Origin of the sequence: Streptomyces sp. NPDC032161, from assembly GCF_040636995.1 — a bacterium.
Classification (GTDB): domain Bacteria; phylum Actinomycetota; class Actinomycetes; order Streptomycetales; family Streptomycetaceae; genus Streptomyces.
The window spans coordinates 419,982-445,158 of record NZ_JBEZVN010000003.1; the positions used below are offsets into that span (position 1 = coordinate 419,982).

Genomic DNA, 25,177 nt, shown 5'->3' on the forward strand with positions numbered 1-25,177 from the left:
ATGAATGCCCGAACGCTCGACAAGGACTCCACCGACAGACCCGCACCCGGCGGAGAGGGCTTCGCCCCCGCTCGTCCGCTGCGCACCTCGGGGTACCTCAGCGGGGCAGCGGTCCTCGCCCTGCTGGCCGTCGTGTTGTGCTACGAGTTCGCCGGAACCCTCACCTCCGGCCAGACGTCCCGGCTCGTGTTCGGAGTCGTGCTGCCGGTCGTCGTCCTCGGCGGGCCGCTCCTGCTTGCCCTCCGGCGTCACAGGCTCTCGGACGAGGAGTGGGAGGCCGGGCACTGCACCGAGTCGCGGGTCGCCGCCGCCCGGTCCAGGAGCGCATCGGTGTCCTCGTTCGGCCTGACCGGGTTCGTCGCCGTCGTGGCGGTGGCGGGCCTGCTCGTCTTCACCAATGACGGTGCGGTCCAGAAGACCTTCTTCAACATGTCGTTCATGACGGAGAGCCTGGGCGACGTCTTCAAGGCCCTCCTCATCAACATCGAGATCGCCGTCGGCGCACAGATCCTGGCCATGCTCTTCGGGCTGGTCCTCGCCGTGGCGCGGCTGCTGCCGGGAAAGGGCTTCTGGCCGGTCCGGGTGCTGGCGATCACCTACATCGACGTGTTCCGCGGCATTCCGTCCGTGGTGCTGATCTATCTGGTCTGCTTCGGCCTTCCCCTGACCGAGGTGCCCGTGCTCAGCGAGGGCGATCCGATCGTCTACGCCATCGCTGCCCTGGCGCTCACGTACAGCGCGTACAACGCCGAGCTCTTCCGCGCCGGCATCGAGTCCATCAACCCGGGGCAGACCTCGGCGGCGCTCTCCATGGGCCTCTCGCAGCCGGACGTCCTCAGATTCGTCATCCTGCCGCAGATGTCGCGGAACATCGCGGCCCCCATGCTGAGCCAGTTCATCGGGCTGCAGAAGGACACGGCGCTGGTCATCGTCGTCGGAATCATCGACGCCTTCAGCCAGGCGAAGATCTACTCCGCCAACGACTTCAACCTCTCCGCGGTGACCGCCGTGTGCTTCGTCTTCGTTCTCGTCACCATCCCGCAGACCCGCTTCGTCGACTACCTGCTGGCCCGCTCCGGCACAAAGCTGAAGAGAGTCTGACACCATGACGACAACCGCACATGTGGCCCTGGAACAGGTCACGAAGAAGTACGGCGCCACCACGGTGCTGGACCGCGTCGATCTCGCTGTCGAACGGAACGAGGTCGTCACCCTCATCGGCGCGTCCGGATCCGGGAAGTCGACACTCCTGCGCTGCGTCAACGGGCTCGAACCGATTCAGGGCGGAAGGATCTCGCTCAACGGCGACGTCGTCTCCGGCGAGGGGGTCGACCTGGTCAGGCTGCGCCGCAGGGTCGGCATCGTGTTCCAGAGCTTCAACCTCTTCCCGCACATGACGGTCCTGCGGAACTGCACCCTCACACCGGTCCGCGCCAGGGTCGCCTCGAAGGCCCAGGCGGAGGCCGACGCACGCGTCATGCTCGAACGCGTGGGGCTCAAGGACAAGGCGGACGCCTATCCCGAGCAGCTCTCGGGCGGACAGCAGCAGCGGGTGGCGATCGCCCGGGCCATGCTGATGCGCCCCGAGGTGCTGCTGCTGGACGAGATCACGTCGGCTCTGGACCCGGAGCTGGTGATCGAGGTGCTCAACCTCGTCCGGGAACTGGCGGACGACGGCATCACGATGATGATGACCACTCATGAGCTGCCCTTCGCCAGGGAGATCTCGTCCCAACTCTGCTTCCTGCACAAAGGAATCATCCTGGAGCAGGGGCCGCCCGAGCAGATCTTCAACGACCCTCGCACTCCGGAACTGAAGACGTTCCTCCGCCGGATTCACGAGGCGGGACGGAACTGAGGGCCGTCCCGTCACGGCAATGGTTCCCCTCCGGACGAGCGAGCGCTGCCGGTCACGGCACCGGCCGCAGGCGTCCGCGCCGCATCCCGCATCACAACGCCTCATCGACGCAAAAAACCCTGTTCCGAAACGGAGTTGACGTGACTCAGCACTACGACACGAAGAACTTCTTCAAGTACCTCGGCTACCCCGGCGGCGACCAGCCGTACTGGTCGCAGGACCTCCGGACGCTCTCGGTCTACTGCCGAGGAGACGCCGCGAACCTCGCCTCTCTGCTGGATCCGACGCCGTTCGAGCCGGCCGACGACCGCTTCGTCGTCCAGATCGCGGACTTCGGCAACGCGACCCCGGGCGCCTTCTACGACTCCGGGGTCGTCATCCCGGTCCGGTACAAGGACCGGAAGGCGGTGACCTACTTCTTCGAGTTCGAGGACCAGCCCTGGAGCGTGGCCTTCGGCCGCGAGGTCTGGGGCTACCCCAAGCAGTACGCCGAGATCGAGCTGACCGACAGCGAAAGCGGTGCCCACGGCACGGTCACCCGCGCGGGGTCCCGGATCTTCCGCATCGCGATGTCGACACAGGACGGGTACTCCGCCGACGCCTGGTCGGACATGCGCCTGTATCCGCACCTCCAGGTGCACGCACTCCCCGAGGCGAACGGACCGGGCTTCAAGACGTTCGAGATCATCTCGCGCGACACCTCCAAGGACTTCGTCCTGAAGCACAAGTCCTTCGGCCCGGCCGAGGTCGAGTTGTCCTCCGCTCTCGCCGTCAACGGCGTCGAACTCAAGCTGGTGGACGTTCTCGGCGGCGAATACTCCGTCGGCGACTACGCCTGCACCGTCGAGAACGGCATATCCACCGTGATCGACGACCTGCTCGCGGGTCCCGGGGCGCAGGGCACCACGCCAGTGACCAACGCGTAGCCTGCTCACAGTCAACTGCCCGCGGCGTCAATGGCCCCGCCGTTGACGCCCCCACCCCCACACAGAGAGGTCGTCCGTGCGTTCTGTGAAAGTCGTCGGCGATTCCGCGGCCGACGGCGAGGCGTCCGCTTCGAATCTGCTCAGCGCCTCGGCCTACAACGCCTTGTGCTCGCGACTGGTGCGCTGCGAGATCATGCCCGGGGAACGACTCAGCGAGCCGGAGTTGCGCAGCAGTCTCGGCTTCGGAGCATCCCCCATGCGCGAGGCGATCAGACGGCTCGTCTTCGAGCGGCTCGTGGTGGTGTACCCCCGCAGCGGAACCTACGCCACCGACATCGCCCTCAAGAACTCCCGGTCCGTGACCGAGCTCAGGCTCGAACTGGAGGCGCTCGCCGCGGTTCTGGCCTGCCGCCGGGGCTCGGACGCGGAGAAGCGGCATCTGCTGGCGCTCGCCGAGCAGCAGGCGGCGACCACCAATCTCCAGGAGTGCATCGACCTGGACGCCGCGTTCCACCGTGCGATGTACGCCATGACCCGCAACGAGCACCTTTCGGCCACTGCCGAGATCCACTTCAATCTCGCGCTGCGGCAGTGGTACTTCTGCTCGAAGGCCGTGAAGTCTCCCGGCGGCACCGCCGTCGATCACCGGCCGCTGGCCGAGGCCATAGTCCGGCAGGACACCGAGGCCGCCGCCACACATATCCGCGAGCACGTACTGCACGACTCCCAGAAGGTCGTGCGGATTCTCACCGACTACGGGCTGTAGGCAGCCCCCACCGCGTCTCGCCCGGCCCGACACGAGGAGCGCCGTTCCATGCCAGCCAATCGCACCGCTTTCGTCTCCGCCGCCCCGTTCGGTCGCTTCTCGCTGTCCGGACAGACCGCCCTGGTCACGGGCGCGGCGGGCGGGCTGGGCCGTGCTCAGTGCCTCGCACTGGGCGCGGCGGGCGCCCGGGTCATCGTCTCCGACCTCGACCCGAAGGCCGCCGAGGAGACGTGCGCGTACCTCGGGGAGCACGCGATCGACTGCTCCCCGCTGGAACTCGACGCCACGCGGCCGAGCGGGGTCGACGCAGCGTTCGACGCCCTGGAGGCGTCCGGGGACAGTCCGGACGTCCTGGTGAACAACGCGGGCGTCTCGCTGCGCAACAGCGCCCTGGAGGCCACCCCCGAGGAGTTCGACACCACGCTCTCCGTCAACCTGCGCGGCACCTACTTCACCGCGCAGCGCGCGGCGCGGGCCATGCGGGAGCGCGGGGGCGGACGGATCATCAACCTCGCCTCCATCGGCGGTCTCGTGGTCGACGGTGAGCGTTCCTCCGTGTACGACGCGTCCAAGGCCGCCGTCGTCCAGGTCACCAAGAACATGGCGTACGAATGGGGACGGTACGGCATCAGGGTCAATGCCATCGCGCCCGGCTACATGCGTACCGCCATGACCACGGACCTCCTGCCCGACCGGGCCGAGGAGGACCGGCTCGTGGACACTCACATCCCGCTCGGGCGCATCGGTGAACCCGGTGATCTCGGAGGTGCCGTGGTCTTCCTGGCCTCGGCGGCGTCCGCGTACGTGACCGGTCACACCCTGACGGTCGACGGCGGCTGGGTGGTGGCGCTGTAGCCGGACGCTGTCGGCCGGTTCAGGGGCCGGGCACGTCCTCCGGAGCAGGCGCGCCTCCAAAGTCGGCCTCCCGCCGGCCCGCCGGACGCTGCTCCCGCCTCAGGGCCCCTTCCGGGCGAGCGGGGCCCCGAACAGGGGCCGATGGCCGGAACGGCCCTGACGGGCGTCTGACGGGCGTCAGGCAGCCCCGTCAGACGCCGACGTAGTCCGCGAGGTGTTCGCCGGTGAGGGTGGAGCGGGCGGCGACGAGGTCGGCGGGGGTGCCCTCGAAGACGATCCGGCCGCCGTCGTGGCCCGCTCCGGGGCCGAGGTCGATGATCCAGTCGGCGTGGGCCATGACCGCCGGGTGGTGCTCGATGACGACCACCGACTTCCCGGAGTCGACGAGCCGGTCGAGCAGGCCGAGCAGCTGCTCCACGTCGGCGAGGTGCAGGCCGGTGGTCGGCTCGTCGAGGACGTAGACACCGCCCTTCTCGGCCATGTGGGTGGCCAGCTTGAGCCGTTGCCGTTCCCCGCCGGACAGCGTGGTGAGCGGCTGTCCGAGGCTGAGGTAGCCGAGGCCGACGTCGGCGAGTCGGCCGAGGACGCGGTGCGCTGCCGGTGTGCGCGCCTCGCCCGTACCGAAGAACTCCTCGGCCTCGGTCACCGACATGGCGAGCACCTCGCTGATGTCGCGGCCCCCGAGGCGGTGGTCCAGAACCGACGCCTCGAACCGCTTGCCCTCGCACTCCTCGCAGGTGGAGGCGACGCCCGCCATCATCGCCAGGTCGGTGTAGACGACACCGGCGCCCTTGCAATTCGGGCAAGCCCCCTCGGAGTTGGCGCTGAACAGCGCGGGCTTCACCCCGTTGGCCTTCGCGAACGCCTTGCGGATCGGGTCGAGGAGCCCTGTGTACGTCGCCGGGTTGCTCCGCCTCGAACCCCGGATCTGGTCCTGCCCCACCGACACCACTCCCGCGTCGGCGGGTATCGACCCGTGCAGGAGCGAGCTCTTGCCGGAACCGGCGACGCCGGTGACGACGACGAGCACCCCGAGCGGGATGTCGACGTCGACGCCTCGCAGGTTGTGCTCCGTCGCGCCGCGGATCTCCAGGGCACCGGTGTGCTCGCGCACGGACTTCTTGAGGGAGGCCCGGTCGTCGAGATGGCGTCCGGTGACGGTGTCGGCGGCCCGCAGTCCCTCGACGGTGCCCTCGAAGCAGACGGTGCCGCCCGCCGTACCGGCGCCGGGGCCGAGATCGACGACGTGGTCGGCGATGGCGATGGTCTGCGGCTTGTGCTCGACGACGAGCACCGTGTTGCCCTTGTCCCGCAGCCGGAGCAGGAGGTCGTTCATCCGGCTGATGTCGTGCGGGTGCAGGCCCGTGGTGGGTTCGTCGAAGACGTACGTGGTGTCGGTGAGCGAGGAGCCGAGGTGGCGGATCATCTTGACGCGCTGCGCCTCGCCGCCGGACAGCGTGCCCGAGGGGCGGTCGAGCGAGAGGTACCCCAGTCCGATCTCCACGAACGAGTCGAGCGTCCGTCCCAGCGCGGTGAGCAGCGGGGCCACCATGGAGTATCGCGTGTTCGGAGAGCCGGGGGAGGGCTCGTCGAGGGCGCGGACCCATTCGGCCAGGTCGCTGATCTGCATCGCGCACGCGTCGGCGATGCTGATCCCCTCGATCTTCGACGACCGGGCCGCCTCGCTGAGCCGGGTGCCGTCGCACTCGGGGCACGTGGTGAAGGTGACCGCCCGGTCCACGAACTCCCGGATGTGCGGCTGCATCGCCTCCCGGTCCTTGGAGAGCATCGACTTCTGGACCCGCGGGATCAGACCCTCGTAGGTCATGTTGATGCCCGCGATCTTCATCCGGGTCGGCTCGTGGTGGAGGAGGTCGTGCAGCTCCTTCGCGGTGTACTCGCGGATCGGCTTGTCGGGGTCGAACAGGCCCGACTCGGTGTAGAGCCGGTAGTTCCAGCCACCCGCCTTGTAGCCGGGAATCGTGAGCGCCCCCTCGCCGAGCGACTTGGCGTCGTCGTAGAGCTGGGCGGGGTCGAGAGCGGTAACCGCACCCCGTCCCTCGCAGCCGGGGCACATGCCGCCGGTGCGCGTGAAAGTGACCTTCTCGGTCTTCTTGTTGCCGCGTTCGACGGTGATCGCGCCGCTCGCCCGGACCGAGGGGACGTTGAAGGAGAACGCGTTGGGAGAGCCGATGTGCGGCTGCCCGAGCCTGCTGAAGAGGATGCGCAGCATCGCGTTGGCGTCGGTGGCCGTGCCGACCGTGGAGCGGGGGTCGGCGCCCATACGCTGCTGGTCGACGACGATCGCGGTCGTCAGTCCCTCCAGCACGTCGACCTCGGGGCGCGCCGACGTCGGCATGAAGCCCTGCACGAAGGCGCTGTAGGTCTCGTTGATCAGCCGCTGCGACTCGGCGGCGATCGTGTCGAACACCAGCGAGCTCTTGCCCGAGCCGGAGACCCCGGTGAACACCGTCAGGCGGCGCTTCGGGATCTCGATGCTGATGTCCTTGAGGTTGTTCTCCCGTGCGCCGTGCACGCGGATCAGGTCGTGGCTGTCGGCGATGTGCGGCGCAGGCGACTGCGTGTCCGTCCTCTTGGCCATACTCATCATGTCTCCGTCTGTCGGGCGGGACCGCGTTGCCACGGTCTCCGTCGGTGTCGCCTGGACCGGCGTCGAGCAGTATGTCTGGTTCTCCGCCGGGCGGCGGCCCGGCCCGGGGGGATCGCCGCCCCGGCGGACGTGTGCGGTGTGCCGGGGCGGCAGGCCTGTACGCGTCCTGTGCGGCTCAGCCCAGCTCGTTGATGCGGACCAGGTTGCCCGCGGGGTCGCGGAAGGCGCAGTCGCGGAGACCGTACGGCTGCTCGGTGGGCTCCTGGACGATCTCGGCGCCACCGGCCCGCACACGCTCGAAGGTCCCGTCGAGGTCGCCGGTGGCCAGGGTGATGCGGGCATAGCTGCCCTTGGCCATCATCTCCGCGATGGTGCGGCGTTCGTCGTCGGTGATGCCGGGTGTGGTGGCCGGCGGCTCCAGGACGATGGACGTGCCGGGCTGGGCGGCGGAGCCCACCGTGATCCAGCGCATCGCGCCGGCTCCGACGTCCTTGCGGACCTCGAAGCCGAGAAGGTCGCGGTAGAACGCCAGGGAGGCGTCCGGGTCCGTGTGCGGAAGGAAGGTCCAGTGAAGGGTGATGTCCATGGAGATCAGGCTAGGGAGGGCCCCTCGACCGACGCTTCTCCATTCCTGATCGGTATCCGACCAGCCATGAGTGAGTGCTGTGCGAAACTGCTCGGGTGAAACGGCAGGACCTCGACGATCTCGTCCGGTTGCGGCGGGCCCGCGACCGGATGGACCGCGACTACGCCGAGCCGCTCGACGTCCCGACGCTGGCGCGGGGTGCCCTGATGTCGCCGGGCCACTTCTCCCGCAGCTTCCGCGCCGCTTTCGGCGAGACGCCGTACAGCTACCTGATGACCCGTCGTATCGAGCGGGCCAAGGCACTCCTGCGACGCGGCGACCTCACGGTGACCGAGGTCTGCTTCTCGGTCGGCTGTACGTCGCTGGGGTCGTTCAGCTCCCGCTTCACCGAGCTGGTCGGCGAGAGCCCGAGCGCCTACCGGGCCCGGAGCCACGAGCACGGCGCCGCGATTCCGGCGTGCATGGCCCAGCTCCACACGCGGCCGGTACGGAACGGGGAGACGGTGCGCGACGAAGAAGCGGGCCCTGCAGCACGGCCGTAGCGTGAGCGGCATGGATATCAGACTTTCGCAATGTTTCATCGCCGTCGACGACCACGACAAGGCGATCTCCTTCTACCGCGACGTGCTCGGCCTTGAGGTCCGCAACGACGTCGGGTTCGAGGGGATGCGCTGGGTGACCGTCGGAGCACCCTCCCAGCCGGACGTGAGCATCGTCCTGGAGCCGCCCCTCGCCGACCCGAACGCCTCGCCCGACGACCGGCGGGCCATGGCGGAGCTGATGGCCAAGGGCCTGCTGAGAGGCGTCATCTTCACGACGGACGACTGCGACGCCACTTTCGAGCGCATCCGCGCGGCGGGCGGCGAAGTGCTGCAGGAGCCCATGGACCAGCCGTACGGCGTCCGCGACTGCGCCTTCCGCGACCCCGCGGGGAACCTGCTGCGCTTCAACCAGCCCCTCCGCGGCTGAGCCGCCGGGGGCCCGGTCCCTGCGGCGGGGAGCGGGCCCCCGGCAGGGACTGAACCGGCCCGGCGGCGGCCGACGGTGGTTCAGTCCCTGTGAGCAGTCCGCCCGCCCACGCAGGGACCGGCAGGGACGGAGGGTCCAGGGACCGACCCCAGTGACTGGTCCCTGTTCGGTCCCTGGGCTTCAGTCCCTGATAAAAGCCCAGGTCAGAGCGGTGTGCACCCCTGAAACAGGGACTGAAGGGACTCAAATCCCTAGTTATAAGCTCACTACGCATGTGTGTATGCGCGCCCGCGTGTATCTCATATGACTCAATACGTATCTGGCTCATAATTAGAGATTTGAGTCCCTTCAGTCCCTGATCGGGGGGTCATACCCCCTCTGACCTGCGGAGATGTGCAGGGACCGAAGCCAGGGACCAACGCGCCCCGTTCGGTCCCTGGTCCCTCGCTTCAGTCCCCGAGCCGCCAACCGGTTTTCCTACTTGCCAAGAATCGGCGTGCCAGAGCGCGCGAGAACCTGGATGCGCCCCCGCCTGACGGGGCATTCCTCCGCTCGGGAAAACGGTATATAACGTGACTTTGACGGTCGTTCCGGCGTGCCGGGGGGTCCCCGAAGGGACTCAAGGGACTGAGAATCAGATAACGGCACGCGGGGGAGATGACAGGATGGGCAAGGGGGACATGCCTACACTCATTCCGAATGACAGTCCCTTCAGTCCCTGTCGGCGGGCCGAGAGGCCATGTGACCAGCGGCGTCAGAGGCAGGGACCGAAGCCTTTACGACCGGACGGACAAGGACGACTGCGTGCGGCGCCACGGTGAGACGAGCCCCGGAGCTTCCCCTGCCCGGCAGGTGTCGTCGATGTCCGTCGCCCGCTGGTGCGCCGGACACGGCTGGCCCGTCCACCCGCTGGCCCCCGGCCGGAAGACCCCGGCCGGGAACTGTGCGGACTGCAGGGGCCGGCACCACGACCCCCGCACCTGCCCCTGCCTCCCCGCAGGACGTCCCTGCCACGGCTTCCACGCAGGGACCACGGACCTTCGGCGCATCGAGAAGTGGTGGACCGACAGCCCCCGCTCCGGAGTGGGGGTGGCGTGCGGCCCCGCCGACCTGATCGTCATCGACGTCGACGCCCACTCCGCCCCGGTCCCCGACCGGAGCCGCCTGCTCCCGGGAATCCCGATCCACGAGTCCGTCAACCTCACGGGCCTGGCCTCCGGATTCGACACGCTGGCGTTGCTCGCCGCCTTCCGAGGACACCCCGCCCCGGCCGAGGACGAGAACACCCTGCGCGTACGGACCCCCTCCGGCGGGCTCCACATCTGGTACCGGAACCCCGACCCGGGGATCCGGTACCGCTCCTCGGCCGGCTCCAGCCCCAAGGTCGCGCTGGCCTGGCAGGTCGACGTACGGGCCGAGGGCGGGTACATCGTCGCTCCGACGACCCGGACCACCCAGGGCGTCTACGAGGCCCTGGGCACCGCCCGGATGCCCGCGTCCCTGCCGTCCTGGCTCGCGGCCGAACTGGCCCGCACCGGCCACGTCGTACCCCCCGAGCCGTCCCGGACGCCCCTGCGCCCCCCTGCGCCCCTCGTGAGGCCCGTCGTCCCCGGCGCGCGGCGGGCCCGGCGCCCGAAGGCCGCGCACAGGATCCTGGCCCCGCTCGTCGACGAGGTCGCCCGGTGCGAGGCGACGAGGGAGGGAGCGGGCTTCACCGAGAAGCTCAACCGGGCCGCGTTCACCGCCGGAGGGCTGGTCGCCGCGGGCCACCTCCAGGAGGACGAGGTCCGGGAACTGCTCACGGCCGCCGCCACCCGGGCCCGCCCCTGGCAGGGTTCACGAAACGAGAAGATCATCCACGACGGTCTCGCAGCCGGGGCCGTCCGACCGCTCCACCCCGAAGGACGTTCATGAGCAGTGCCGAGAGCACGCGCTTCGACGCCACTGCCGCCGCTCAGCAGATGCTCGACCTCGAAGCCCGGGAAGAGCCCGCGCCGGCCGCCGCGATGCCCTCGCATACCGCGGCCGCTCTGCCTGCCCAGGCCGTTCCCGGAGCAATCGCGTCCCCGGCAGCCTGGCCGCCGCCGGGGCAGTTGCCCGGCACGCTGACGGACCGGGGCAACGCGAAGCTGTTCGCGCGCCTCTACCGCGACCAGTTCCGGCACGTGGAGGGCCTGGGTTGGTACTCCTGGGACGGCTACCGCTGGAAGCGTTCGGGCGGCGAGAAGGCGGCCCTGTGGGCAGCGGGGGAGATGGCCGAGGACATGCCGGACTCGGACCCCAGGGGCATCTTCGGCGACCGGGAACTGCGTCTCCACAAGAAGCGCACCCTGTCGACCACCGGGATGAAGGCCCTGCTGACCCAGGCCAAGGCGTCCCCGGACCTCTCCGTCGACCCCGACACCCTCGACGGCGACCCCTACGCCCTGTGCACGCCCGACGGCATCGTCGACCTCAAGACCGGCCGCCTCCGCAAACCCGACCCCACCCGGGACTTCCACTCGCGGGCCACCAGCGTCGGCCCCCGGGACATGCCCACCCCCCGGTGGCACCGGTTCCTGGCGGACACCTTCGGCGACGACGCCGAGGGCCAGGAGATGATCGACTTCCTGCATCTGCTGCTCGGTTACTCCATCACCGGCGACGTCGGCGCGCAGGTCCTTCCCTTCCTCCACGGACAGGGCAAGAACGGCAAGTCCGTCCTTCTCGACGTGATGATCCAGATCCTGGGCGACTACGCCGACGCCGCCCCGCCCGGCTTCCTGATGGACCGAGGTGCGTTCTCCGAGCACTCCACCGAGCTCACCGAGCTCCACGGGCGCCGCCTGATCGTCTGCAGCGAGCTCAAGCCGAACGACCGCTTCGACGAGGCCCGCGTACGCCTCCTCACCGGCGGCGACAAGATCAAGGCCCGCCGCATGCGGCAGGACTACTTCTCGTTCACCCCGACCCACCACCTGTGGCTGCTCGGCAACCACAGGCCCGAGGTGTCCACCGGCGGCTTCGCCTTCTGGCGCCGCATCCGTCTGCTGCCCTTCGAGCGGATCGTCCCGGACGAACGGAAGATCGACAACCTGGCCGTCGAACTCGTCGTCGACGAGGGCCCCGGCATCCTGCACTGGCTCACCGAAGGCGCCCGCCGTTACCTCGCCACCCGCGACACCCTCGCCGGCCCCGACAGGGTCCGCATCGCCACCACCGCCTACGCCAACACCGAAGACCACATCGGCCGTTTCCTCACCGAGTGCTGCATCCACGACCCCGAACGGCCGGAACTCCGCGTGGAGCAGGGTCTGCTCTACGCCTCCTACAGCACCTGGTGCACCACGAGCGAAGGCATCCGCCCCGCGACCACCCGAACCTTCGCCACCCGGGTCCGTCAGGAGGTCGGTCTCGCCTCACCCGCCGACATGATCAAATCCAACGGCCGCAAGTTCTACCCAAACCTCGCCCTGGCAGCCGAACAGTGAACGACATCCGTACCCACCACCATCCTGCACATCGGTCGCGACGCCGACCCATGCACTCGCCCCGCGCCCCCCTCTACCATGGAGACGCGGCCCAACGGGCGCACGTCCCCCGACCGGGGACGAGATCCCGGAGACCTCAGCGGAACAGCGGTACACAATTCAGGCACCACCCGGACCGGTGCACGCGGACGAAGGAGAGGTCGTGGCCATGAGCTCGCTACTGACCGACGGCGACCTCACCCACGAAGCCCACGTGGTGTGGCTGGAAGACACCGAGCACCTCGACTACGTCCGCCAGGCCCTGGACAAAACCCCCCGCAGGCGCAGCAGACCCCGCTACGCCCGCGACGGGCGGATGATCGGCTACGTCGAACTCGACGCCACCGCCGAAGCCGACCCGGACAGCGGCCTCTACCGGCGTCGTGTGTTCTTCCTCCTGCCCCACGACCGCGACTCCGACCCCGACGGCGTCTACCGCCAGGGCGCGCCGGGCGAGGCCGTCGACCCGAGGACCATCCAGCCCAACAAGGCGGGCGAGAAGACCCCGCGTTCCCAGCGGGGCACCGCTACGGCGACGCCCCAGCCTTCGCCGTAGCCGACGGACCGGGGGTGGTGGAGCGGAAACCGCCCCACCACCCCCGGTCCGTACCTGGCCCGGCGCGTTCCCCCGGGGCAGGGATCAGCCCAGCAGGTTCTCGATGAGATCGGCGGCGCGCATGGTGCCGCCCTCGGCCCGCGCGTCGGCGCGCAGCTGCGCCGAGCGGCTGGCGACCTCCGGGTCGGCGACGAGGCCGTCCAGGGCGTTCCGCAGGGTCTCGGCGGTGGCGTCCTCGGTGTCGATGCGGCGGGCCACGCCCAGTTCCACGAGGCGGTCGGCGTTGGTGAACTGATCGGCGGCCTGGGGGACGGCGATCATCGGAACGCCGGCCATCAGCCCTTCACCGCAGCCGCCCATACCGGCGTGGGTGACGAAGGCGTCCGCCTGCTCCAGGATCGCCCGCTGGGGGACCCAGGAGTGCACCTCGACGTTGGACGGGATGGTGCCGAGTTCTCGCGGATCGGTGTACTTCCCGATCTGGAGGACGACGTGCCAGTCGGGCCGGTCACCGAACGCCGCCAGGCACTGGCGGTAGAACTCCGGCCGACGGGTGAACGCCGATCCCAGGGAGACCAGCAGCACGTTCTCCGCATCGGCCGGGCGGGTCCAGCTTCCCTCGCTCTCACGGGCGTCGAAGCAGGGCCCGACGAAGGTCACCGTGCCGGTGTCGACCCGGTCGGAGTGCGGCTGCATCGCCCGGGTGATCAGCGCGAGGGTCCGTGCGGGGCGGCCGGAGAAGGCGTCCACGTCGGTGGTGGACGCCCCGCACTCGGCGAGCCACCGCGCGAACCTCGTCCGGTACGCGTCGGCGCCCGGCAGCCGCCACAGGTGTGCCGCGACGTCCTGGTCGTAGCCGTCCCAGGCCACGTAGGTCGGGGACAGCTGCATGAGGGGTCGGCCCTGCGCCTCGGCGAGGGCGCGTGCGGCGTAGGCGCCGATGTCGTACAGGTAGAGGTCCGCCGGGTCGTGGTCGTAGGCGGCGCGCAGCTGGGGGAGTGCCTGAACGGCGTTGCCGAGGAAGAGGTCCATCACGGCGACGGGTTCGTCGGGCCAGCTGTTGTCGGCGACCGGCAACGTGGAGGTGCACGGGACCAGTTCGGCGCCGACGGCCGTGATCCGGTCGGCCACCGCCGGGTCGTTGGCATAGGTCACCCGATGCCCCCGGGCCACCAGCTCGCGAATGACCTCGAGACTGGGCAGGACGTGACTGACGGCGGGAATGCCGACCATCGCGATGTGGGCACGGCGACGGGTCATGGAAGATCACTCATTTCAGGTCTATGGCGAAAAAGGGCAACACGAACCCGTGCGCTCACTGCCGCGAGAAGAAGACCCGTCGCGGGAGCGGCACATGGGGGTGCGATACGAGAGCGGGGTCCGCCCCGTGCGCGTCAGCCGTAGATCTGGAACAAGTTCATGCTCGGCACCCTAGCCCGCCGCCGGGGCGTCGGGCACCACGTTTTTCGGCGACTTCGGTGACGGCCGCCCTGTTCTGATAGGCCATCAGCTTGCTGGGCGCCTCCCGGCGAAGCGAGCGGCCGGCGGATCACGCACGCAGCACCCCGTTGAGTTGACGCAACGACTCGTCTAGTCTTTGGATTAGACGCAACGGTGTGTCTACTCTTCTTGCTCTGCTGATCCAGCCACGACCGCACTCCCGAGAGGTCACCCAGTGGGAAAATCGACCATCCCCGCCGATCGGACCGGCGCGACGACAGGGGCCCGCGGCAGTGGCCCGGCCGTGTTCGGCGTGGCCTTCGCCTTCTGGATCACCATGGCCGGCACGACGGCGCCCACGCCTCTCTATCCGCTGTACGGAGACGCCTTCGGCTTCACACCGTTCACCGTCACGGTGGTCTTCGCCGTCTACGCCATCGGCGTCGTGGTCGGACTGCTGGCCTTCGGGCGGCTCTCCGACCAGGTGGGGCGCCGCCCCGTCCTGATCGCCTCGACCTTGCTGTCCGTGTACGCCGCCCTCGTGTTCGTACTCGCCCAGAACGTCGCGGCGATGCTCGTCGCACGGGTCGTCTCCGGGTTCTCCGCAGCGCTCGTCACCGGCGCCGCCACCGCCTCGCTCACCGAACGGCTCGGACAGCACAGCCGCGTCAAGCCGGCCACCCTCGCACTGTTCGCGAACATGGGCGGCCTCACGTGCGGCACGCTGCTGGCGGGCGTCCTGGCAGACGTCGCGCCGTCTCCGCTCCGTACGCCCTGGGTGGTGATGCTCGTCCTCGCCGCCATCGGCATGCTCGGGGTCGTGATGGGCGGCGAGAGCTCCGACCACCGGACCGGCTTCTCCTTCCGGTTCCAGCCCCTGCGCATTCCGAGCGAGATCCGGTCGGACTTCCTGCGCTCGGCCATGGCGGCAGGCGCCGGTTTCGCCGTTCTCGGCGTCCTCACCGCCGTGACGGGCCTGTTCCTGGGGACCGTGCTGAACCAGTCCAGCCATACGCTGACCGGTCTCGTGGTCTTCATCGCCTTCGCGTGCACCGCCTTCGGTCAGCTTCTGGTCCGTCTCCTCCGGCCCGGCACGGCGTTGCCCGTGGCATGCGTCGGACTGATCGCAGCCGCCGCCCTGATCGCGGTGGCCATGGACACCAGTACCCTCGCGCCTCTGCTCATCGGCGCCGCGGTGAACGGACTCGCGACGGGAATCGCCGTCGGTCACGGAATCGGCGGCATCACCACGCGCAGTGCCCCGCAGCACCGCGGCGCGTCGGTCTCCACCTTCTTCGCCATCCTGTACTCCATGCTCGCCGTGCCCGCCATCGGCGTAGGGGTCCTGATCCGGCAGACCAGTCTGCGCCCGGCCGGCGAGACGTTCAGCGCGGTGGTGGCCGCACTCGCGCTCTGCGTACTGATCAGCTTGATCCGCGGCACCAGGAAGACCGCCTGACCCGTCCGCACCATCCACGCCCCGGCGGATTCGGCTGTGCCAGAATCACGGAAACGTACGATTCGAGAGGTTGAGGGAACCATCAGCGCCACGCGGAAAGCCCAGCCGGCCCGTCAGCCGAGTCCTGTCGTCAGCCGAACCGGTCCCCGACGCAGTGAGAGCGTCCGGCTCGCGGTGCTCCGGGCCGCGGACGACCTCCTGGTCGAGCGCGGGTTCGCCGCCTTGACCATGGAAGGCATCGCCCAGCGTGCGGGCGTGGCCAAGCAGACGATCTACCGCTGGTGGAAATCGAAGGTCGAGATCCTGCTGGACACCCTCAGCGACGACGCCCGCGAGGCACTGGAATGGCGTGCGGAGGAGGACGACCCGCAAGGCGATCTCAAGAACCATCTCCAGCGCGTGGCCGACTTCTTCGAGGAGCCGGCCGGCCAGGTGATGCAGGCCCTTCTCGGCCATGCCCAACTGGACGAGGACACCGCCGCCTCACTGCGCGATGGTTTCCTCCGCGAACAGCGCGAACGGGACGTCGCCGGGCTGCGCGCACTCCTCGCGCGCGGCCACGGCCTGAGCGTCGACGACCGGACCGTCGACCGCCTCGTGGATCTGCTGCTCGGCCCCCTCTACTACCGGGTTCTGGTGCTCGGCAAGCCGATCGACGAGGAGCTAGTGGACACCACGGCCCGGCTCGTGGTGACGCTGGCGAGAGATTCGACGCACTGAGGCCGTCCGAGGCCGCGCCCGCGTCAGCGGGGGCGCGCCTCGGACGGCCCCGGCCGCGTTTCGTGTCCCGCGAGGCAGAGCCTGACGCGGCACAGGTCTTCGGCTTCGACGAACACCTGTTGTCCCCAGTGGGCGGTGAGGCGCTGCGCGACAGCGACCAGCCGACGGCGGTCCTTTGGCGTGTACGCCGGGAAACGTACCCAGCCCTGGTCGGCGATCTTGTTGCCGAGTTCGCTGAACAACACAGCCCGGAAACGCTGCTCCTCCTCGTCGGTGAGCGGTGTGGCGTCGTCCTCCGCAGGCCGCAGCCGGACGTTGTAGAGGTCTCGTATCACTGTGCGGCTCGCAATCTGCTCAAGGTCCGTTCGGGACAGCCTATGGACGCCTGTGATGACAGGGGCGGGCGGGACGCCCCACCGGCTTCGTGAACTGGTCCCCGGCGGGCATGTGGAATATACCGTGCTGATATGGATTTCGGTCATCCCGAATTATTGGGGATTTCCGTGAGCCGCTTTCCTTCCCGAGACATGGCGGAGTTTCATGGCGTGGCCCAGGACATCAGGGCTTCTGATCTGTGAAGGGAAGACGATGAAACTCCGTACCTTTTCGTTCCTCGCCGTCGCGACCGCGGTCCTCGCGGTCGGCGGCACGTCGGCGGGTGCCGCCCAGGCTTCCGTGTCCGCGCCGGACGCGGCACGCTCCGCCCGGGCCGCCGAGGCGCGCCCCGCATCCGACACGCTGATCCATCCGAGGGCGACGCTGCGGAAGAACCAGGCCTGGACCTCGGGCAACGGCCGGGCCATCCTGCGGTTGCAGCAGGACGGGAACCTCGTTCTCTACAAGGACAATCGCCCGGCGTGGCAGGCGCCCGGCGCGTACCCCAATGGTGACCACGCCGTCATGCAGGAGGACGGCAACTTCGTCCTGTACGACCGCGGTGGCCGCCCGCTGTGGGCCTCCGACACCTGGCGCAAGGGCGCGTACCTCGCCGTCCAGGACGACGGCAACGTCGTTGTCTACAACAAGGACAGGCGTCCGGTCTGGGCCACCAACACCGGGGACTGAATCCTCTCGGTGATATCGGTCCGGGATTCCTTCCGGTAACTCCTGTATCCCCATCAAGGCATCGGACCTGTCGCCTCCACACCTCAGGTCCGATGTCTTTTGCTGCCGCTCGATTTCGCCGCCGCTCGATTTCGCCGCGCGGTCCGGTTTCCGTCGACGGAGAGGGCGGCCCGGACCGCGGCCGCTCAGTCGGTGTCCGGCCGGGGCGCCGGTCGGACGGCCACCGCGTCGATCTCGAACAGCATTCCCGGCATCGCCAGAGAGGCGACGCCGTTCAACGTCTGGGCCGGCAGCCGGTCTCCGAACCGCGCGTGCAGCGCCTTGCCGAGGATCTCCAGCCTGGCGGGCTCGTGGTCCACGATGTACGAACCGAGCCGGACGACGTGTTCGAAGCCGAGCCCCACCCCTTCCAGGGCCGACCGCAGCCGGTCGAGGGCCAGATCCACCTGGTCCGCGAAGCCGCCCGGCACGGGGGAGCCGTCGGCGTCGGACGCGTACTGGCCCGCGATGAAGACGAGTTCGCCGGGGGCCGAGACGGCGTGGCTGTAGCCGTACGGCGTCGGGTCGTGCAGCGTGGGCGGGTTGGTGATCGTGCGCTGGTCGTGCGTCATGGACGGTGTTCCTTCCGTGGCGTGCGGTCCGCCGCGCGGGCGGCGGGCCGGTGGATGACAAGCGGTTGGAATCGCACGGGAGAGACGGCGCGGTTTCCCCGTTGCTCCCGTCACCGTCCCTCAACACCCCACGTCGACTCGTCCATTCCGGGCCGGCCGGGACCTTCGCCCGAATTGGTCGGAGCATGTCAAAAATCATGGCGATGTGCCTTGTTGTCTCAAGGGGGGCGTGCCTCAATGGGGGAGTCATCTCCCTGACAGGTTGTCAGGTGAGTGCGACGTTCCGGCGTGGTACCGCGAACTCGCGCCGGTGATCCCCCCACACGAAGGGCCAAACCATCATGAGGCATGGCATACGGCGGACAGCTGTCTGTTCCGCCCTCGCCGCGGGCATGCTCGCGCTGACTTCCACGGCCGGTGCGGTCACCCCCACCACCGCCACGGTCTCCTTCAACTGCGGCATCTACGGTTCGGGCACCGCGACCCTGACCGCCACCCAGAGCGGCACGGCCGCGACCATCAACCTCTCGACCTCCGCCATCACCGCGCCCATCAACGTCGGGGCGAACTCGGTGAAATCGACTCTCACGCTCACCAACAAGGGCACGAGCACGGTGACGTTCACCGGAAACTCCAACCCTGCCATCCCTGCGGGCAGTCCCGTTTCCACGGGCCCGCTCAGCGGAACCGTCGCCTCGGGGGACAGCCTGGAGGCCAAGTCCCTCAAGGTCGTGGTCATGGGCATCACCGCGACCTGCAACGCGTCGTCAACCCAGTCGCCCGGACCGTTCGTGTTCTGACCCGCTCGGGGAGCGGCTGAACGGAGCGACGGTCGGGAACACGTACGCGGCCGGGTGGCGTCGCCGGTCCGGAAACGGCACGGACGCGGATGCCACCCGGCCGCTCACCCATGACGGGGCCGGGCCGGCCACCCCGGAGCGCCGCCTCCGCCCGCGTCAGGACGACGGCCCGGGGGCTCGGGGAGAGGGCACGGCGCGCAGCAGTTCCCACAGGGGGCGGTGCCCGTCGGCCCACGTGGCCAGTGTCGCCCGGTCCACCAGGTGCAGGCGCTGAGATCTGGCGAAGTCCAGGGCCGGTCCGGAGAAGCGGCCGTTGGTGACCAGAACGATGACATCGCCCTTGTGCACGGGCCGGCCCGTGCCGTTGAGAACCTGCAGATCAGGTGTTCCGACGGCGGCCCCGGCCAGTCCGGCGCGGCGGTGCTTGCACTGGATGACCCAGCGCCGCCCGTAGGGGTCGGTGGCCTTGACGTCGGCGCCGTTGTCCCCGGCGCCACCGACCTGCACCGCGTCGGTGCAGCCGTCGCGGTACATCAGATCGCGTATCGCGAACTCGAAGTCGCGGTGGTGCAGTTGGTCGATGTGCGCCATCGAGTAGCGCAAGGCGCGGGCCTCCGCCAGGCGTTGTCCGGCGCGTTGGTTCCGTCGGTGCCACCACAGGACGGCCCCCGCGGCGGCGAGTCCGAGCGCGACGGCGACGACCCAGAGGTGTCCGGCGAGCCAGCGCACCAGCCCATCGAGGACCCACAGCGCGACGACGGCGAGCACCAGGATCTCACCGGCGCGCGGACGCCGACGCCCACGGAACCGGGCCGGCCGGCGTCGTACGCGAGACCGGGCCGAGGGCTGGCGTACGCGAGACCGGGCCGGGCGGCGGCTACCCATCGGCCACCCTTCCGGTGCGTCGGCGGCCCAGGGCACCGCCGTACCCGATGACCCACGACATCGCGTCCCCCTCTCCACCGGCCGAGCGGCCGACGGCGCCGACATCCGGTCCATGAAACCAACCGCCGAGGGTGACACGTGGTGGGAAAACCACTATCGGTCATGAATGGCCGAGTGTCGGTATCGCGTGCGTCAGGGGCATCGCAGGCATCGTCAGGTGTGGCGGCCCACATCGTTCTACGTCGCGCAACATCGTTCTGCGCTGACCAATGCCGCCCAACACCGTCCGATGCTGTTCGGCGCTGTCCTTCCCGAGGGCGATCAGGCGTCGGCCGCGCCGCCCTGCGGGTAGCCGATGGCCGCGACACTGTCCCGCAGATGGGCCGATGCCACGTCCGGATTCAGCGCACCAGACGCCTCGAACAACGTGACCGGTCAGACGGCGGTCGGCAGCCCGCCCCGCCCTCAGCAGCCCGCAGCCGGTGGCCGGTCGGGGCCGGGAGGCAGGGGAGTGGGGACGAGGCGGGCCGGGTGATGTCGGCGGGCCACCGCGACCTCGACCGCACGACAGTGCGCGGCCGCGGTGGCCCGGACAGGTGTCAGGCCAGCCGCGTGGCCCTCAGCCCGTCGAGCGGGTACTCGGACGGCAGCTTGGCGGGGTCGCCCGGCACGGTGATCTGTACGGCGATCGGCCGGGAATTCCCCGCTGACAGCAACTGGTCGGCCTGGGAGCTGAGGTAGGCCTTGCCGTCCTCATGCGTGACGTCGACGCCGGACGCCTCGACCTTCGCTCCGCGCGCCGACCGCAGGTCGAACGAGATCCGGAACCTGGACGTCTCCTTGCCCTTGCCGTCGTTCTTGTCGACGGCCGTGATGGTCAGCTCGAAGCTGTACACACGTCCCTGCGGGTCGTAGCTCGGCCAACCGCCGTTGGACTTCTTCGTCACGACGATCTCGTCGTAGCTGGGAGCGACCGGCATCGGTGTGATGCGCCCGGCTCCGTTCACTACCTCCAGGCCGTCGACGGGGATCCTCCCGTTCCCGATCCGCTCGGCACGGCCGGGTATGGAGTCACCGGTCAGGTCGAGATGGTTGACGTTGCCCGCCGAGTCGACGGCGTAGAAGTGACCCGCCGAGTCGAAGAACGTGGCCGAGTACGACTTCCGGGAACCGCTGGAGCCGCTGGCCTCGGCGGGCGGGAAGACCTTCCGCCTGAGCACGGTCTTCATGGGGTCGTTCCGAGGATCCACGTGCAGGAGGTCGCCGTTGTCACCCTCGACCGAGATGAGTCGGCCGTCCTTCGGGTGGTGGGCGAAGTCGTCCCAGCGCCCCGGACCCGGGCGGGGGCCGGGGACCGCCGTCCGGGCCGCCACGTCGATCGTGTAGCTGGGCATGTCGGCGCCGCTCGCGACGAGCAGCTTCTTCCCGTCGCCGTCCATGTCCCCGTCGTACCAGGTCAGTCCGCTGGGTAAGCCCTCGACGACCGTGTCCGAGACCTTTCCGGTCTCCACGTCGATGACGACCAGTCGGTTGTCGCTGACGGCGAAGAGCAGGGGTTCCTTGCCGTCGCCCCGGTACTGCGCGCCCATGGCGCTGTAACCGGCCTCGTACGCCGGCACCTCCCCGACGACGCGGGTGTCCCCGTCGATCGGGTCGAAGCGGTGGATCCGTGTGTTCGTCCTGCCAACCGCCAGATAGACCTTACGGTGCGCCATGGCGGGGGTCCTTTCGGTAGTGAGATGGATGCCGCACCAGAATTGAGGCGCTTCGCATTTCGCCGCAAGGCCTTGAAGTGGTCACCTGATGACAAAAGGTCAATCATGGTTGTTGCGTGCTTTTCCGGCGCGCCGGGTTGACGGAGGAGGGAACTCTCCCGGAAGTGGAGGCTGGGGGGCGAGCCGGATTCCTGGAGCGGATCGCGGAACCTCCGGGGCCGGTACCCCGGAGGTTCCGCGATCACCGGTGAGCGCGCGTCTCACACCCAGTCGTTCTCCGGAGTGGCCGCCCGAAGCACCGCACCGCCGTTCTCCAGCAACGGCAGGCCATGGGGGACGCACACCTTCTCCACGTCCAGTGCGGCCATCCGCCGGAACGAGGCGATGGCCTGCTGCCGGTCCAGATTGAACGGTCCGAGAATCGCCCGTCCGTCCTCGGTTGCGATGGTGTCGCTCGACAACAGCACGCTGCTTTCCTCGAAATGGAGCGCGATGCTTCCCGGAGTGTGGCCCGGGATGTGCAGTACGCGTACGGGCTCGGGCCAGTCGTCGAGGATGTCGCCCTCGCGCAGGTCGACATCCACCGCCACATGCTTCAGGGGCGGCACTTCCGCGTCGGAGAATCCCGCCATGAGCTGCTCGTGGAGCGCGCGTTCCGAGGCCGTGTGCACGGGCATGGGCTCGGGGACGGTGCCACTGATGACCGGGACGTCCAGCGCACCGGCCAGCACGCGGGCACTCGTGGCGGCGACGAGATCCGCGGCCGAGCCCATGTGATCCAGGTGGTAGTGCGTCAGAACGATCTGCTGGACGTCCTGGGGACGTCCGCCGAGCTGATCGAGGGCGGCGAGGACCGTCGGGGCGGATCCCGGGACGCTGGTATCGACCAGAGCGTATCCGTCCGGCAGGCGCACAATGTGAACATGCCCAACGGGAAGCGGCAATTGCCAAATAGAGGGAGTGATCTGGATGAGTTCCATGGCATCACGCTAATCCGTGATGGGGGAACGTTCTGTCGTTTTGCGCTGCGGGTGAATTATGCGCAGCGTGAACGACCCGGACTTGAAAAACCCTGGAAAAGGGTGACCCATGGATGAATGGCATGGCCCGGCCATGAGCGGGGCGCACCAGTTCTGGCGGATCGGTTTCAAACGGTGCGAACCGGACGCGATCAAACGCTGGAGGGACGGACCACCGCCGGGGCGTGGGACTCCGGCGTAACGACCGGGCGGTGCGGTCGGGGGGCGTGCGGTGGTGGTCAGGGTGCCGAGTCGTCCGGACGCCTTGAAGCAGCGCGGCTGCGGGCACGTCCCAAGAGCTGTTTCACCAGCAATACCACCGAGGCCATCAGCAGGACGGCGGTGACAACTCTCAGCCAGGGCGCGGTGCTGCTGTCGGCTGCCGTCCACCCGAAGAACACGATGTACAAGCACATCCCCCCGGGACTGTCGAAGAATTCGTTTCTCGGGTTTCGCGACATTCCGTTCTCCTCCTGCCCCTGTCAGTCTGCCCGTGGGCGGACGGGCTCGGGCGGGCGGGTCCGCGTGATCACGGACCGATGACGCGTCGCACGAGATCTGGCACCCATTCGGCTGAGGGCGTGGGAGCGGGCCCGCCGTCGGACGGCCGGTGGACCGGTCGCCGAACGACGGTGTCACGCCACGGATCCGCGCTTCCCATCGGCGTCGTGTGCCGGGTGGCGAACTATCAGGATCGCCTCGACGTCTCCGGACGGGGCGCAGTACAGATGGGGTACGTCGGCGGCCCACTCGACGTGATCCCCTGGGCCCGCGACGAGCGGACCGGAGACCTCGCCGACGCGCGCGGTGCCGTGCAGGACGGTGAGGTGTTCCCTGGTGCCGGGTGCGTGGGCGGCCGAAGTCTGAACCGCTCCGGCGCGGATCCTCGCCCGGTACACCTCCGTGACCGCGGCGGTGTCCTCGAACCGTTCGATGAGCACGGCGCTCACGGCGCTGCCCGAGATCTCGGCCCGGTCCGCGGAGGAGGGTGGGGCGGCGGAGGAGGGCAGGACCGCGCTGAGGGGGGCGTCCAGCGCGGTCGTCAGCGCGTACAAGGTCTCCAGCGTGGGATTGCGCCGCCCGTTCTCCAGCTCCGAGAGCGTCCCCTTGCCGACCTGCGACCGTCGCGCCAGTTCGGAGAGCGACACCCGCCGCTCGGCGCGCAGTTCCTTCAACCGGCGGCCCACCTGTCCGGCCAGATCCATGGCGCCTCCCCGTTCACGCTTTCCGATCGAGGCCCCGTTGCCCGTGCCTCCCCGCAGGAGTTATTGTTCCATGAACGGAACGTTCTGTTTATGGAACGCGGGCTGTTTGCGGAGCGCGGCGATTCGGCCGGCTGCGGTCGGCCGCGCCTTTCGGCGTCGCGCCCTGTCCTCCTCGCCTTCCTTTCTTGTCCTCTTCCGTCATCCTTCGTCTTTCCTCGTCCTTCGTTCTTCGTTCTTCGTTCTTCGTTCTTCGTCCCTTCTTTCCCCCTTCGTTTCCCGCGCGAAGAGTTCTGTGAGGTGGTCCCTATGAGCGTGTCGCGCCTGCGGCACATCCCCGGTATCGGAGTCGACGAGATCGGCGACGCCGCCGACGCCGCGCACGATCCCGAGCTGCTGCGCCTGGAGAACCTCGACACGGACATCCGGCCGCCCCGGGTCGCCCTCGACGTCACGCGCTCCGCGATCGACGACGACGCGGCGAACAGCTATCTGCCGTTCCAGGGCCACACCGCGCTGCGGGACGCGGCCGTCGCGCACGTCGGCCGGAGCGCCGGTCGCACCTACGATCCGGCGACGGACTGCGTGAGTGTCGCCGGGGGCCTCAACGGGGTGCTCAACGTGCTGCTGGCCGTTGTCGAGCCCGGACAGGAGGTCGTCGTCTGCGACCCCATCTACGCCGGTCTGATCAACCGGATCCGCCTCGTCGGGGGAGTCCCCCGGCACGTGCGCTGCACGCCCGGCCCGAACGGATGGGGCACCGACCCCGACGAACTCGCCGCGGCCGTCGGGCCGAACACCGCCGCGGTCCTCGTCATGTCCCCGGCCATGCCCACCGGTGCCGTGCTCGACCGCGCCCACTGGGACTCGCTCGCCACCGCGACCGCCGAGCACGACTGCTGGATCGTCCACGACGCCGCGATGGAACGCATCCGGTTCGACGGGCGGGCTCCCGAGCACCCGGCGAGCCACCCCGGTCTGACCGATCGCACCATCACCGTGGGCTCGGCGTCCAAGGAACTGCGCCTCATCGGCTGGCGGGTCGGCTGGGTGGTCGGTCCGCCACGCATCATGGCGGACGTCAAGCTGGTCGGAATGACGAACGTCGTCTGCCAGGTCGGCATCGCCCAGCAGGCGGTCGCCGCGGCCCTGAACTCCCCGGACGCGGACGCCGATGTCGCCGCGGCCACCCGGATCTGGCAGCAGCGCAGCGATCTCGTCCTCCAGCAACTGGCCGATTACCCCTGCGTCCGCCCCGACGGCGGCTGGTCCCTCCTCGTCGACACCGCCGCCCTCGGCCTATCCCCGGCGCAGGCGTCCGACCGCCTCTTCCGGCTCGCGAAGGTCGCGACGACCCCGATGACGGGGTGGGGCCCACAGGGCGCGAACCACCTGCGGCTGGTCTTCGCCAACGAACCCGTCGAACGTCTCACCGACCTGCGCGACCGCTTCCGCGCCGCCTTCGGCTGAGCGCGAGCCCGGCCGGGCACCGTGCGGGACCGTGGGCGGGAGACGGGGAGGGGTAGGGGAACGAGCGGGGGAACGGGGAGGGGTAGGGGGCCGTAGGGGCTGAAGGTGCCGGGGCGCGTCCGTAGGCTTCCCACCGCCTTCCTCCCCTCACTCGC

24 protein-coding genes are annotated in these 25,177 nt (G+C 69.3%); 15 read left to right on the forward strand and 9 right to left on the reverse strand.

The features are described from left to right. The 5 genes from AB0E67_RS12260 to AB0E67_RS12280 all read left to right on the forward strand — a co-directional run bounded on the left by AB0E67_RS12260 (position 1) and on the right by AB0E67_RS12280 (position 4,405). A complete protein-coding gene (locus AB0E67_RS12260; protein WP_362024538.1) occupies positions 1 to 1,101 on the forward strand; it encodes an amino acid ABC transporter permease in 1,101 nt (366 codons plus the stop codon). A 4-nt stretch (positions 1,102 to 1,105) separates the two neighbouring features. Beyond that, positions 1,106 to 1,858, forward strand: coding sequence for an amino acid ABC transporter ATP-binding protein (locus AB0E67_RS12265; RefSeq protein ID WP_362024540.1), 753 nt, complete (start codon positions 1,106 to 1,108; stop codon positions 1,856 to 1,858). Between the two features lie 140 nt (positions 1,859 to 1,998). Beyond that, positions 1,999 to 2,784, forward strand: a complete 786-nt coding sequence (locus AB0E67_RS12270) for an acetoacetate decarboxylase family protein (RefSeq protein WP_362024543.1) — start codon at positions 1,999 to 2,001, stop codon at positions 2,782 to 2,784. A 76-nt stretch (positions 2,785 to 2,860) separates the two neighbouring features. Beyond that, positions 2,861 to 3,550, forward strand: coding sequence for a GntR family transcriptional regulator (locus AB0E67_RS12275; RefSeq protein WP_362024545.1), 690 nt, complete (start codon positions 2,861 to 2,863; stop codon positions 3,548 to 3,550). Positions 3,551 to 3,598: 48 nt separating this feature from the next. Further along, positions 3,599 to 4,405, forward strand: a complete 807-nt coding sequence (locus AB0E67_RS12280; RefSeq protein ID WP_362024548.1) for a glucose 1-dehydrogenase — start codon at positions 3,599 to 3,601, stop codon at positions 4,403 to 4,405. Between the two features lie 190 nt (positions 4,406 to 4,595). Here the strand turns inward: AB0E67_RS12280 and AB0E67_RS12285 are convergent, their stop codons facing one another. Both AB0E67_RS12285 and AB0E67_RS12290 read right to left on the reverse strand, forming a co-directional pair. Further along, positions 4,596 to 7,013 (reverse strand): excinuclease ABC subunit UvrA, encoded by a 2,418-nt coding sequence (locus tag AB0E67_RS12285; protein ID WP_362024551.1) that lies wholly within the window; start codon positions 7,011 to 7,013, stop codon positions 4,596 to 4,598. 178 nt (positions 7,014 to 7,191) lie between these two features. Then, positions 7,192 to 7,602, reverse strand: a complete 411-nt coding sequence (locus AB0E67_RS12290; protein WP_362024553.1) for a VOC family protein — start codon at positions 7,600 to 7,602, stop codon at positions 7,192 to 7,194. Positions 7,603 to 7,697: 95 nt separating this feature from the next. On the opposite strand from AB0E67_RS12290, the gene AB0E67_RS12295 reads away from it, so the two are divergent. From AB0E67_RS12295 to AB0E67_RS12315, 5 genes are all read left to right on the forward strand, one after another. Further along, positions 7,698 to 8,144 carry a helix-turn-helix transcriptional regulator gene (locus tag AB0E67_RS12295; protein ID WP_362024556.1) on the forward strand — a complete coding sequence of 149 codons (447 nt, stop codon included), beginning with the start codon at positions 7,698 to 7,700 and terminating at the stop codon, positions 8,142 to 8,144. Between the two features lie 10 nt (positions 8,145 to 8,154). Beyond that, positions 8,155 to 8,571, forward strand: coding sequence for a VOC family protein (locus AB0E67_RS12300; RefSeq protein WP_362024559.1), 417 nt, complete (start codon positions 8,155 to 8,157; stop codon positions 8,569 to 8,571). A gap of 861 nt (positions 8,572 to 9,432) precedes the next feature. Then, the gene (locus AB0E67_RS12305) at positions 9,433 to 10,485 is read left to right on the forward strand and encodes a bifunctional DNA primase/polymerase (protein WP_362024562.1); all 1,053 of its coding nucleotides are present in this window, start codon (positions 9,433 to 9,435) and stop codon (positions 10,483 to 10,485) included. Beyond that, a complete protein-coding gene (locus tag AB0E67_RS12310; RefSeq protein ID WP_362024565.1) occupies positions 10,482 to 12,041 on the forward strand; it encodes a phage/plasmid primase, P4 family in 1,560 nt (519 codons plus the stop codon). Before AB0E67_RS12305 ends, AB0E67_RS12310 begins: the two co-directional genes overlap by 4 nt. 208 nt (positions 12,042 to 12,249) lie before the next feature. Then, complete coding sequence (locus tag AB0E67_RS12315) at positions 12,250 to 12,636, forward strand: DUF6009 family protein (RefSeq protein ID WP_362024567.1); 387 nt, start codon at positions 12,250 to 12,252, stop codon at positions 12,634 to 12,636. A gap of 84 nt (positions 12,637 to 12,720) precedes the next feature. Here AB0E67_RS12315 and AB0E67_RS12320 read toward each other — a convergent pair whose 3' ends face one another. Further along, on the reverse strand, positions 12,721 to 13,896 hold the full coding sequence (locus tag AB0E67_RS12320) for a macrolide family glycosyltransferase (protein ID WP_362024570.1): 1,176 nt from the start codon (positions 13,894 to 13,896) through the stop codon (positions 12,721 to 12,723). Positions 13,897 to 14,311: 415 nt separating this feature from the next. Here AB0E67_RS12320 and AB0E67_RS12325 point away from each other — a divergent pair, with 415 nt between their 5' ends. Both AB0E67_RS12325 and AB0E67_RS12330 read left to right on the forward strand, forming a co-directional pair. After that, complete coding sequence (locus AB0E67_RS12325; RefSeq protein ID WP_362024573.1) at positions 14,312 to 15,535, forward strand: MFS transporter; 1,224 nt, start codon at positions 14,312 to 14,314, stop codon at positions 15,533 to 15,535. A 174-nt stretch (positions 15,536 to 15,709) separates the two neighbouring features. Beyond that, the gene (locus tag AB0E67_RS12330; protein ID WP_362024576.1) at positions 15,710 to 16,255 is read left to right on the forward strand and encodes a TetR/AcrR family transcriptional regulator; all 546 of its coding nucleotides are present in this window, start codon (positions 15,710 to 15,712) and stop codon (positions 16,253 to 16,255) included. A gap of 23 nt (positions 16,256 to 16,278) precedes the next feature. On the opposite strand, the gene AB0E67_RS12335 is transcribed toward AB0E67_RS12330, so the two are convergent. Next, on the reverse strand, positions 16,279 to 16,590 hold the full coding sequence (locus AB0E67_RS12335) for a hypothetical protein (protein WP_362024579.1): 312 nt from the start codon (positions 16,588 to 16,590) through the stop codon (positions 16,279 to 16,281). A gap of 253 nt (positions 16,591 to 16,843) precedes the next feature. On the opposite strand from AB0E67_RS12335, the gene AB0E67_RS12340 reads away from it, so the two are divergent. Next, the gene (locus AB0E67_RS12340; protein ID WP_362024582.1) at positions 16,844 to 17,320 is read left to right on the forward strand and encodes a hypothetical protein; all 477 of its coding nucleotides are present in this window, start codon (positions 16,844 to 16,846) and stop codon (positions 17,318 to 17,320) included. Between the two features lie 185 nt (positions 17,321 to 17,505). Here AB0E67_RS12340 and AB0E67_RS12345 read toward each other — a convergent pair whose 3' ends face one another. Continuing rightward, entirely contained in the window at positions 17,506 to 17,931 is a 426-nt protein-coding gene (locus tag AB0E67_RS12345; protein ID WP_362024585.1) for a Rid family hydrolase, read from the reverse strand. Positions 17,932 to 18,272: 341 nt separating this feature from the next. Here AB0E67_RS12345 and AB0E67_RS12350 point away from each other — a divergent pair, with 341 nt between their 5' ends. Further along, positions 18,273 to 18,731, forward strand: a complete 459-nt coding sequence (locus tag AB0E67_RS12350) for a hypothetical protein (protein WP_362024587.1) — start codon at positions 18,273 to 18,275, stop codon at positions 18,729 to 18,731. A gap of 156 nt (positions 18,732 to 18,887) precedes the next feature. On the opposite strand, the gene AB0E67_RS12355 is transcribed toward AB0E67_RS12350, so the two are convergent. From AB0E67_RS12355 to AB0E67_RS12370, 4 genes are all read right to left on the reverse strand, one after another. Continuing rightward, a complete protein-coding gene (locus tag AB0E67_RS12355) occupies positions 18,888 to 19,616 on the reverse strand; it encodes a restriction endonuclease (RefSeq protein WP_362024590.1) in 729 nt (242 codons plus the stop codon). Between the two features lie 599 nt (positions 19,617 to 20,215). Next, the gene (locus AB0E67_RS12360) at positions 20,216 to 21,331 is read right to left on the reverse strand and encodes a hypothetical protein (protein ID WP_362024593.1); all 1,116 of its coding nucleotides are present in this window, start codon (positions 21,329 to 21,331) and stop codon (positions 20,216 to 20,218) included. A 260-nt stretch (positions 21,332 to 21,591) separates the two neighbouring features. Then, positions 21,592 to 22,311 carry an MBL fold metallo-hydrolase gene (locus AB0E67_RS12365; protein WP_362024595.1) on the reverse strand — a complete coding sequence of 240 codons (720 nt, stop codon included), beginning with the start codon at positions 22,309 to 22,311 and terminating at the stop codon, positions 21,592 to 21,594. Between the two features lie 674 nt (positions 22,312 to 22,985). Continuing rightward, positions 22,986 to 23,555, reverse strand: coding sequence for an XRE family transcriptional regulator (locus AB0E67_RS12370; RefSeq protein ID WP_362024598.1), 570 nt, complete (start codon positions 23,553 to 23,555; stop codon positions 22,986 to 22,988). Positions 23,556 to 23,861: 306 nt separating this feature from the next. On the opposite strand from AB0E67_RS12370, the gene AB0E67_RS12375 reads away from it, so the two are divergent. Beyond that, entirely contained in the window at positions 23,862 to 25,022 is a 1,161-nt protein-coding gene (locus AB0E67_RS12375; protein ID WP_362024601.1) for a pyridoxal phosphate-dependent aminotransferase, read from the forward strand. Positions 25,023 to 25,177 lie beyond the last annotated feature (155 nt).

Bases quoted from the DNA above. Each gene is read 5' to 3' on its own strand.
- AB0E67_RS12280 (WP_362024548.1), top strand. From the start codon at position 3,599: ATGCCAGCCAATCGCACCGCTTTCGTCTCCGCCGCCCCGTTCGGTCGC.
- AB0E67_RS12355 (WP_362024590.1), bottom strand. From the start codon at position 19,616: ATGGGTAGCCGCCGCCCGGCCCGGTCTCGCGTACGCCAGCCCTCGGCC.
- AB0E67_RS12265 (WP_362024540.1), top strand. From the start codon at position 1,106: ATGACGACAACCGCACATGTGGCCCTGGAACAGGTCACGAAGAAGTAC.
- AB0E67_RS12285 (WP_362024551.1), bottom strand. From the start codon at position 7,013: ATGAGTATGGCCAAGAGGACGGACACGCAGTCGCCTGCGCCGCACATC.
- AB0E67_RS12300 (WP_362024559.1), top strand. From the start codon at position 8,155: ATGGATATCAGACTTTCGCAATGTTTCATCGCCGTCGACGACCACGAC.
- AB0E67_RS12305 (WP_362024562.1), top strand. From the start codon at position 9,433: ATGTCCGTCGCCCGCTGGTGCGCCGGACACGGCTGGCCCGTCCACCCG.
- AB0E67_RS12320 (WP_362024570.1), bottom strand. From the start codon at position 13,896: ATGACCCGTCGCCGTGCCCACATCGCGATGGTCGGCATTCCCGCCGTC.
- AB0E67_RS12315 (WP_362024567.1), top strand. From the start codon at position 12,250: ATGAGCTCGCTACTGACCGACGGCGACCTCACCCACGAAGCCCACGTG.
- AB0E67_RS12345 (WP_362024585.1), bottom strand. From the start codon at position 17,931: ATGACGCACGACCAGCGCACGATCACCAACCCGCCCACGCTGCACGAC.
- AB0E67_RS12360 (WP_362024593.1), bottom strand. From the start codon at position 21,331: ATGGCGCACCGTAAGGTCTATCTGGCGGTTGGCAGGACGAACACACGG.
- AB0E67_RS12350 (WP_362024587.1), top strand. From the start codon at position 18,273: ATGAGGCATGGCATACGGCGGACAGCTGTCTGTTCCGCCCTCGCCGCG.
- AB0E67_RS12370 (WP_362024598.1), bottom strand. From the start codon at position 23,555: ATGGATCTGGCCGGACAGGTGGGCCGCCGGTTGAAGGAACTGCGCGCC.
- AB0E67_RS12365 (WP_362024595.1), bottom strand. From the start codon at position 22,311: ATGGAACTCATCCAGATCACTCCCTCTATTTGGCAATTGCCGCTTCCC.
- AB0E67_RS12260 (WP_362024538.1), top strand. From the start codon at position 1: ATGAATGCCCGAACGCTCGACAAGGACTCCACCGACAGACCCGCACCC.
- AB0E67_RS12310 (WP_362024565.1), top strand. From the start codon at position 10,482: ATGAGCAGTGCCGAGAGCACGCGCTTCGACGCCACTGCCGCCGCTCAG.
- AB0E67_RS12340 (WP_362024582.1), top strand. From the start codon at position 16,844: ATGAAACTCCGTACCTTTTCGTTCCTCGCCGTCGCGACCGCGGTCCTC.
- AB0E67_RS12375 (WP_362024601.1), top strand. From the start codon at position 23,862: ATGAGCGTGTCGCGCCTGCGGCACATCCCCGGTATCGGAGTCGACGAG.
- AB0E67_RS12290 (WP_362024553.1), bottom strand. From the start codon at position 7,602: ATGGACATCACCCTTCACTGGACCTTCCTTCCGCACACGGACCCGGAC.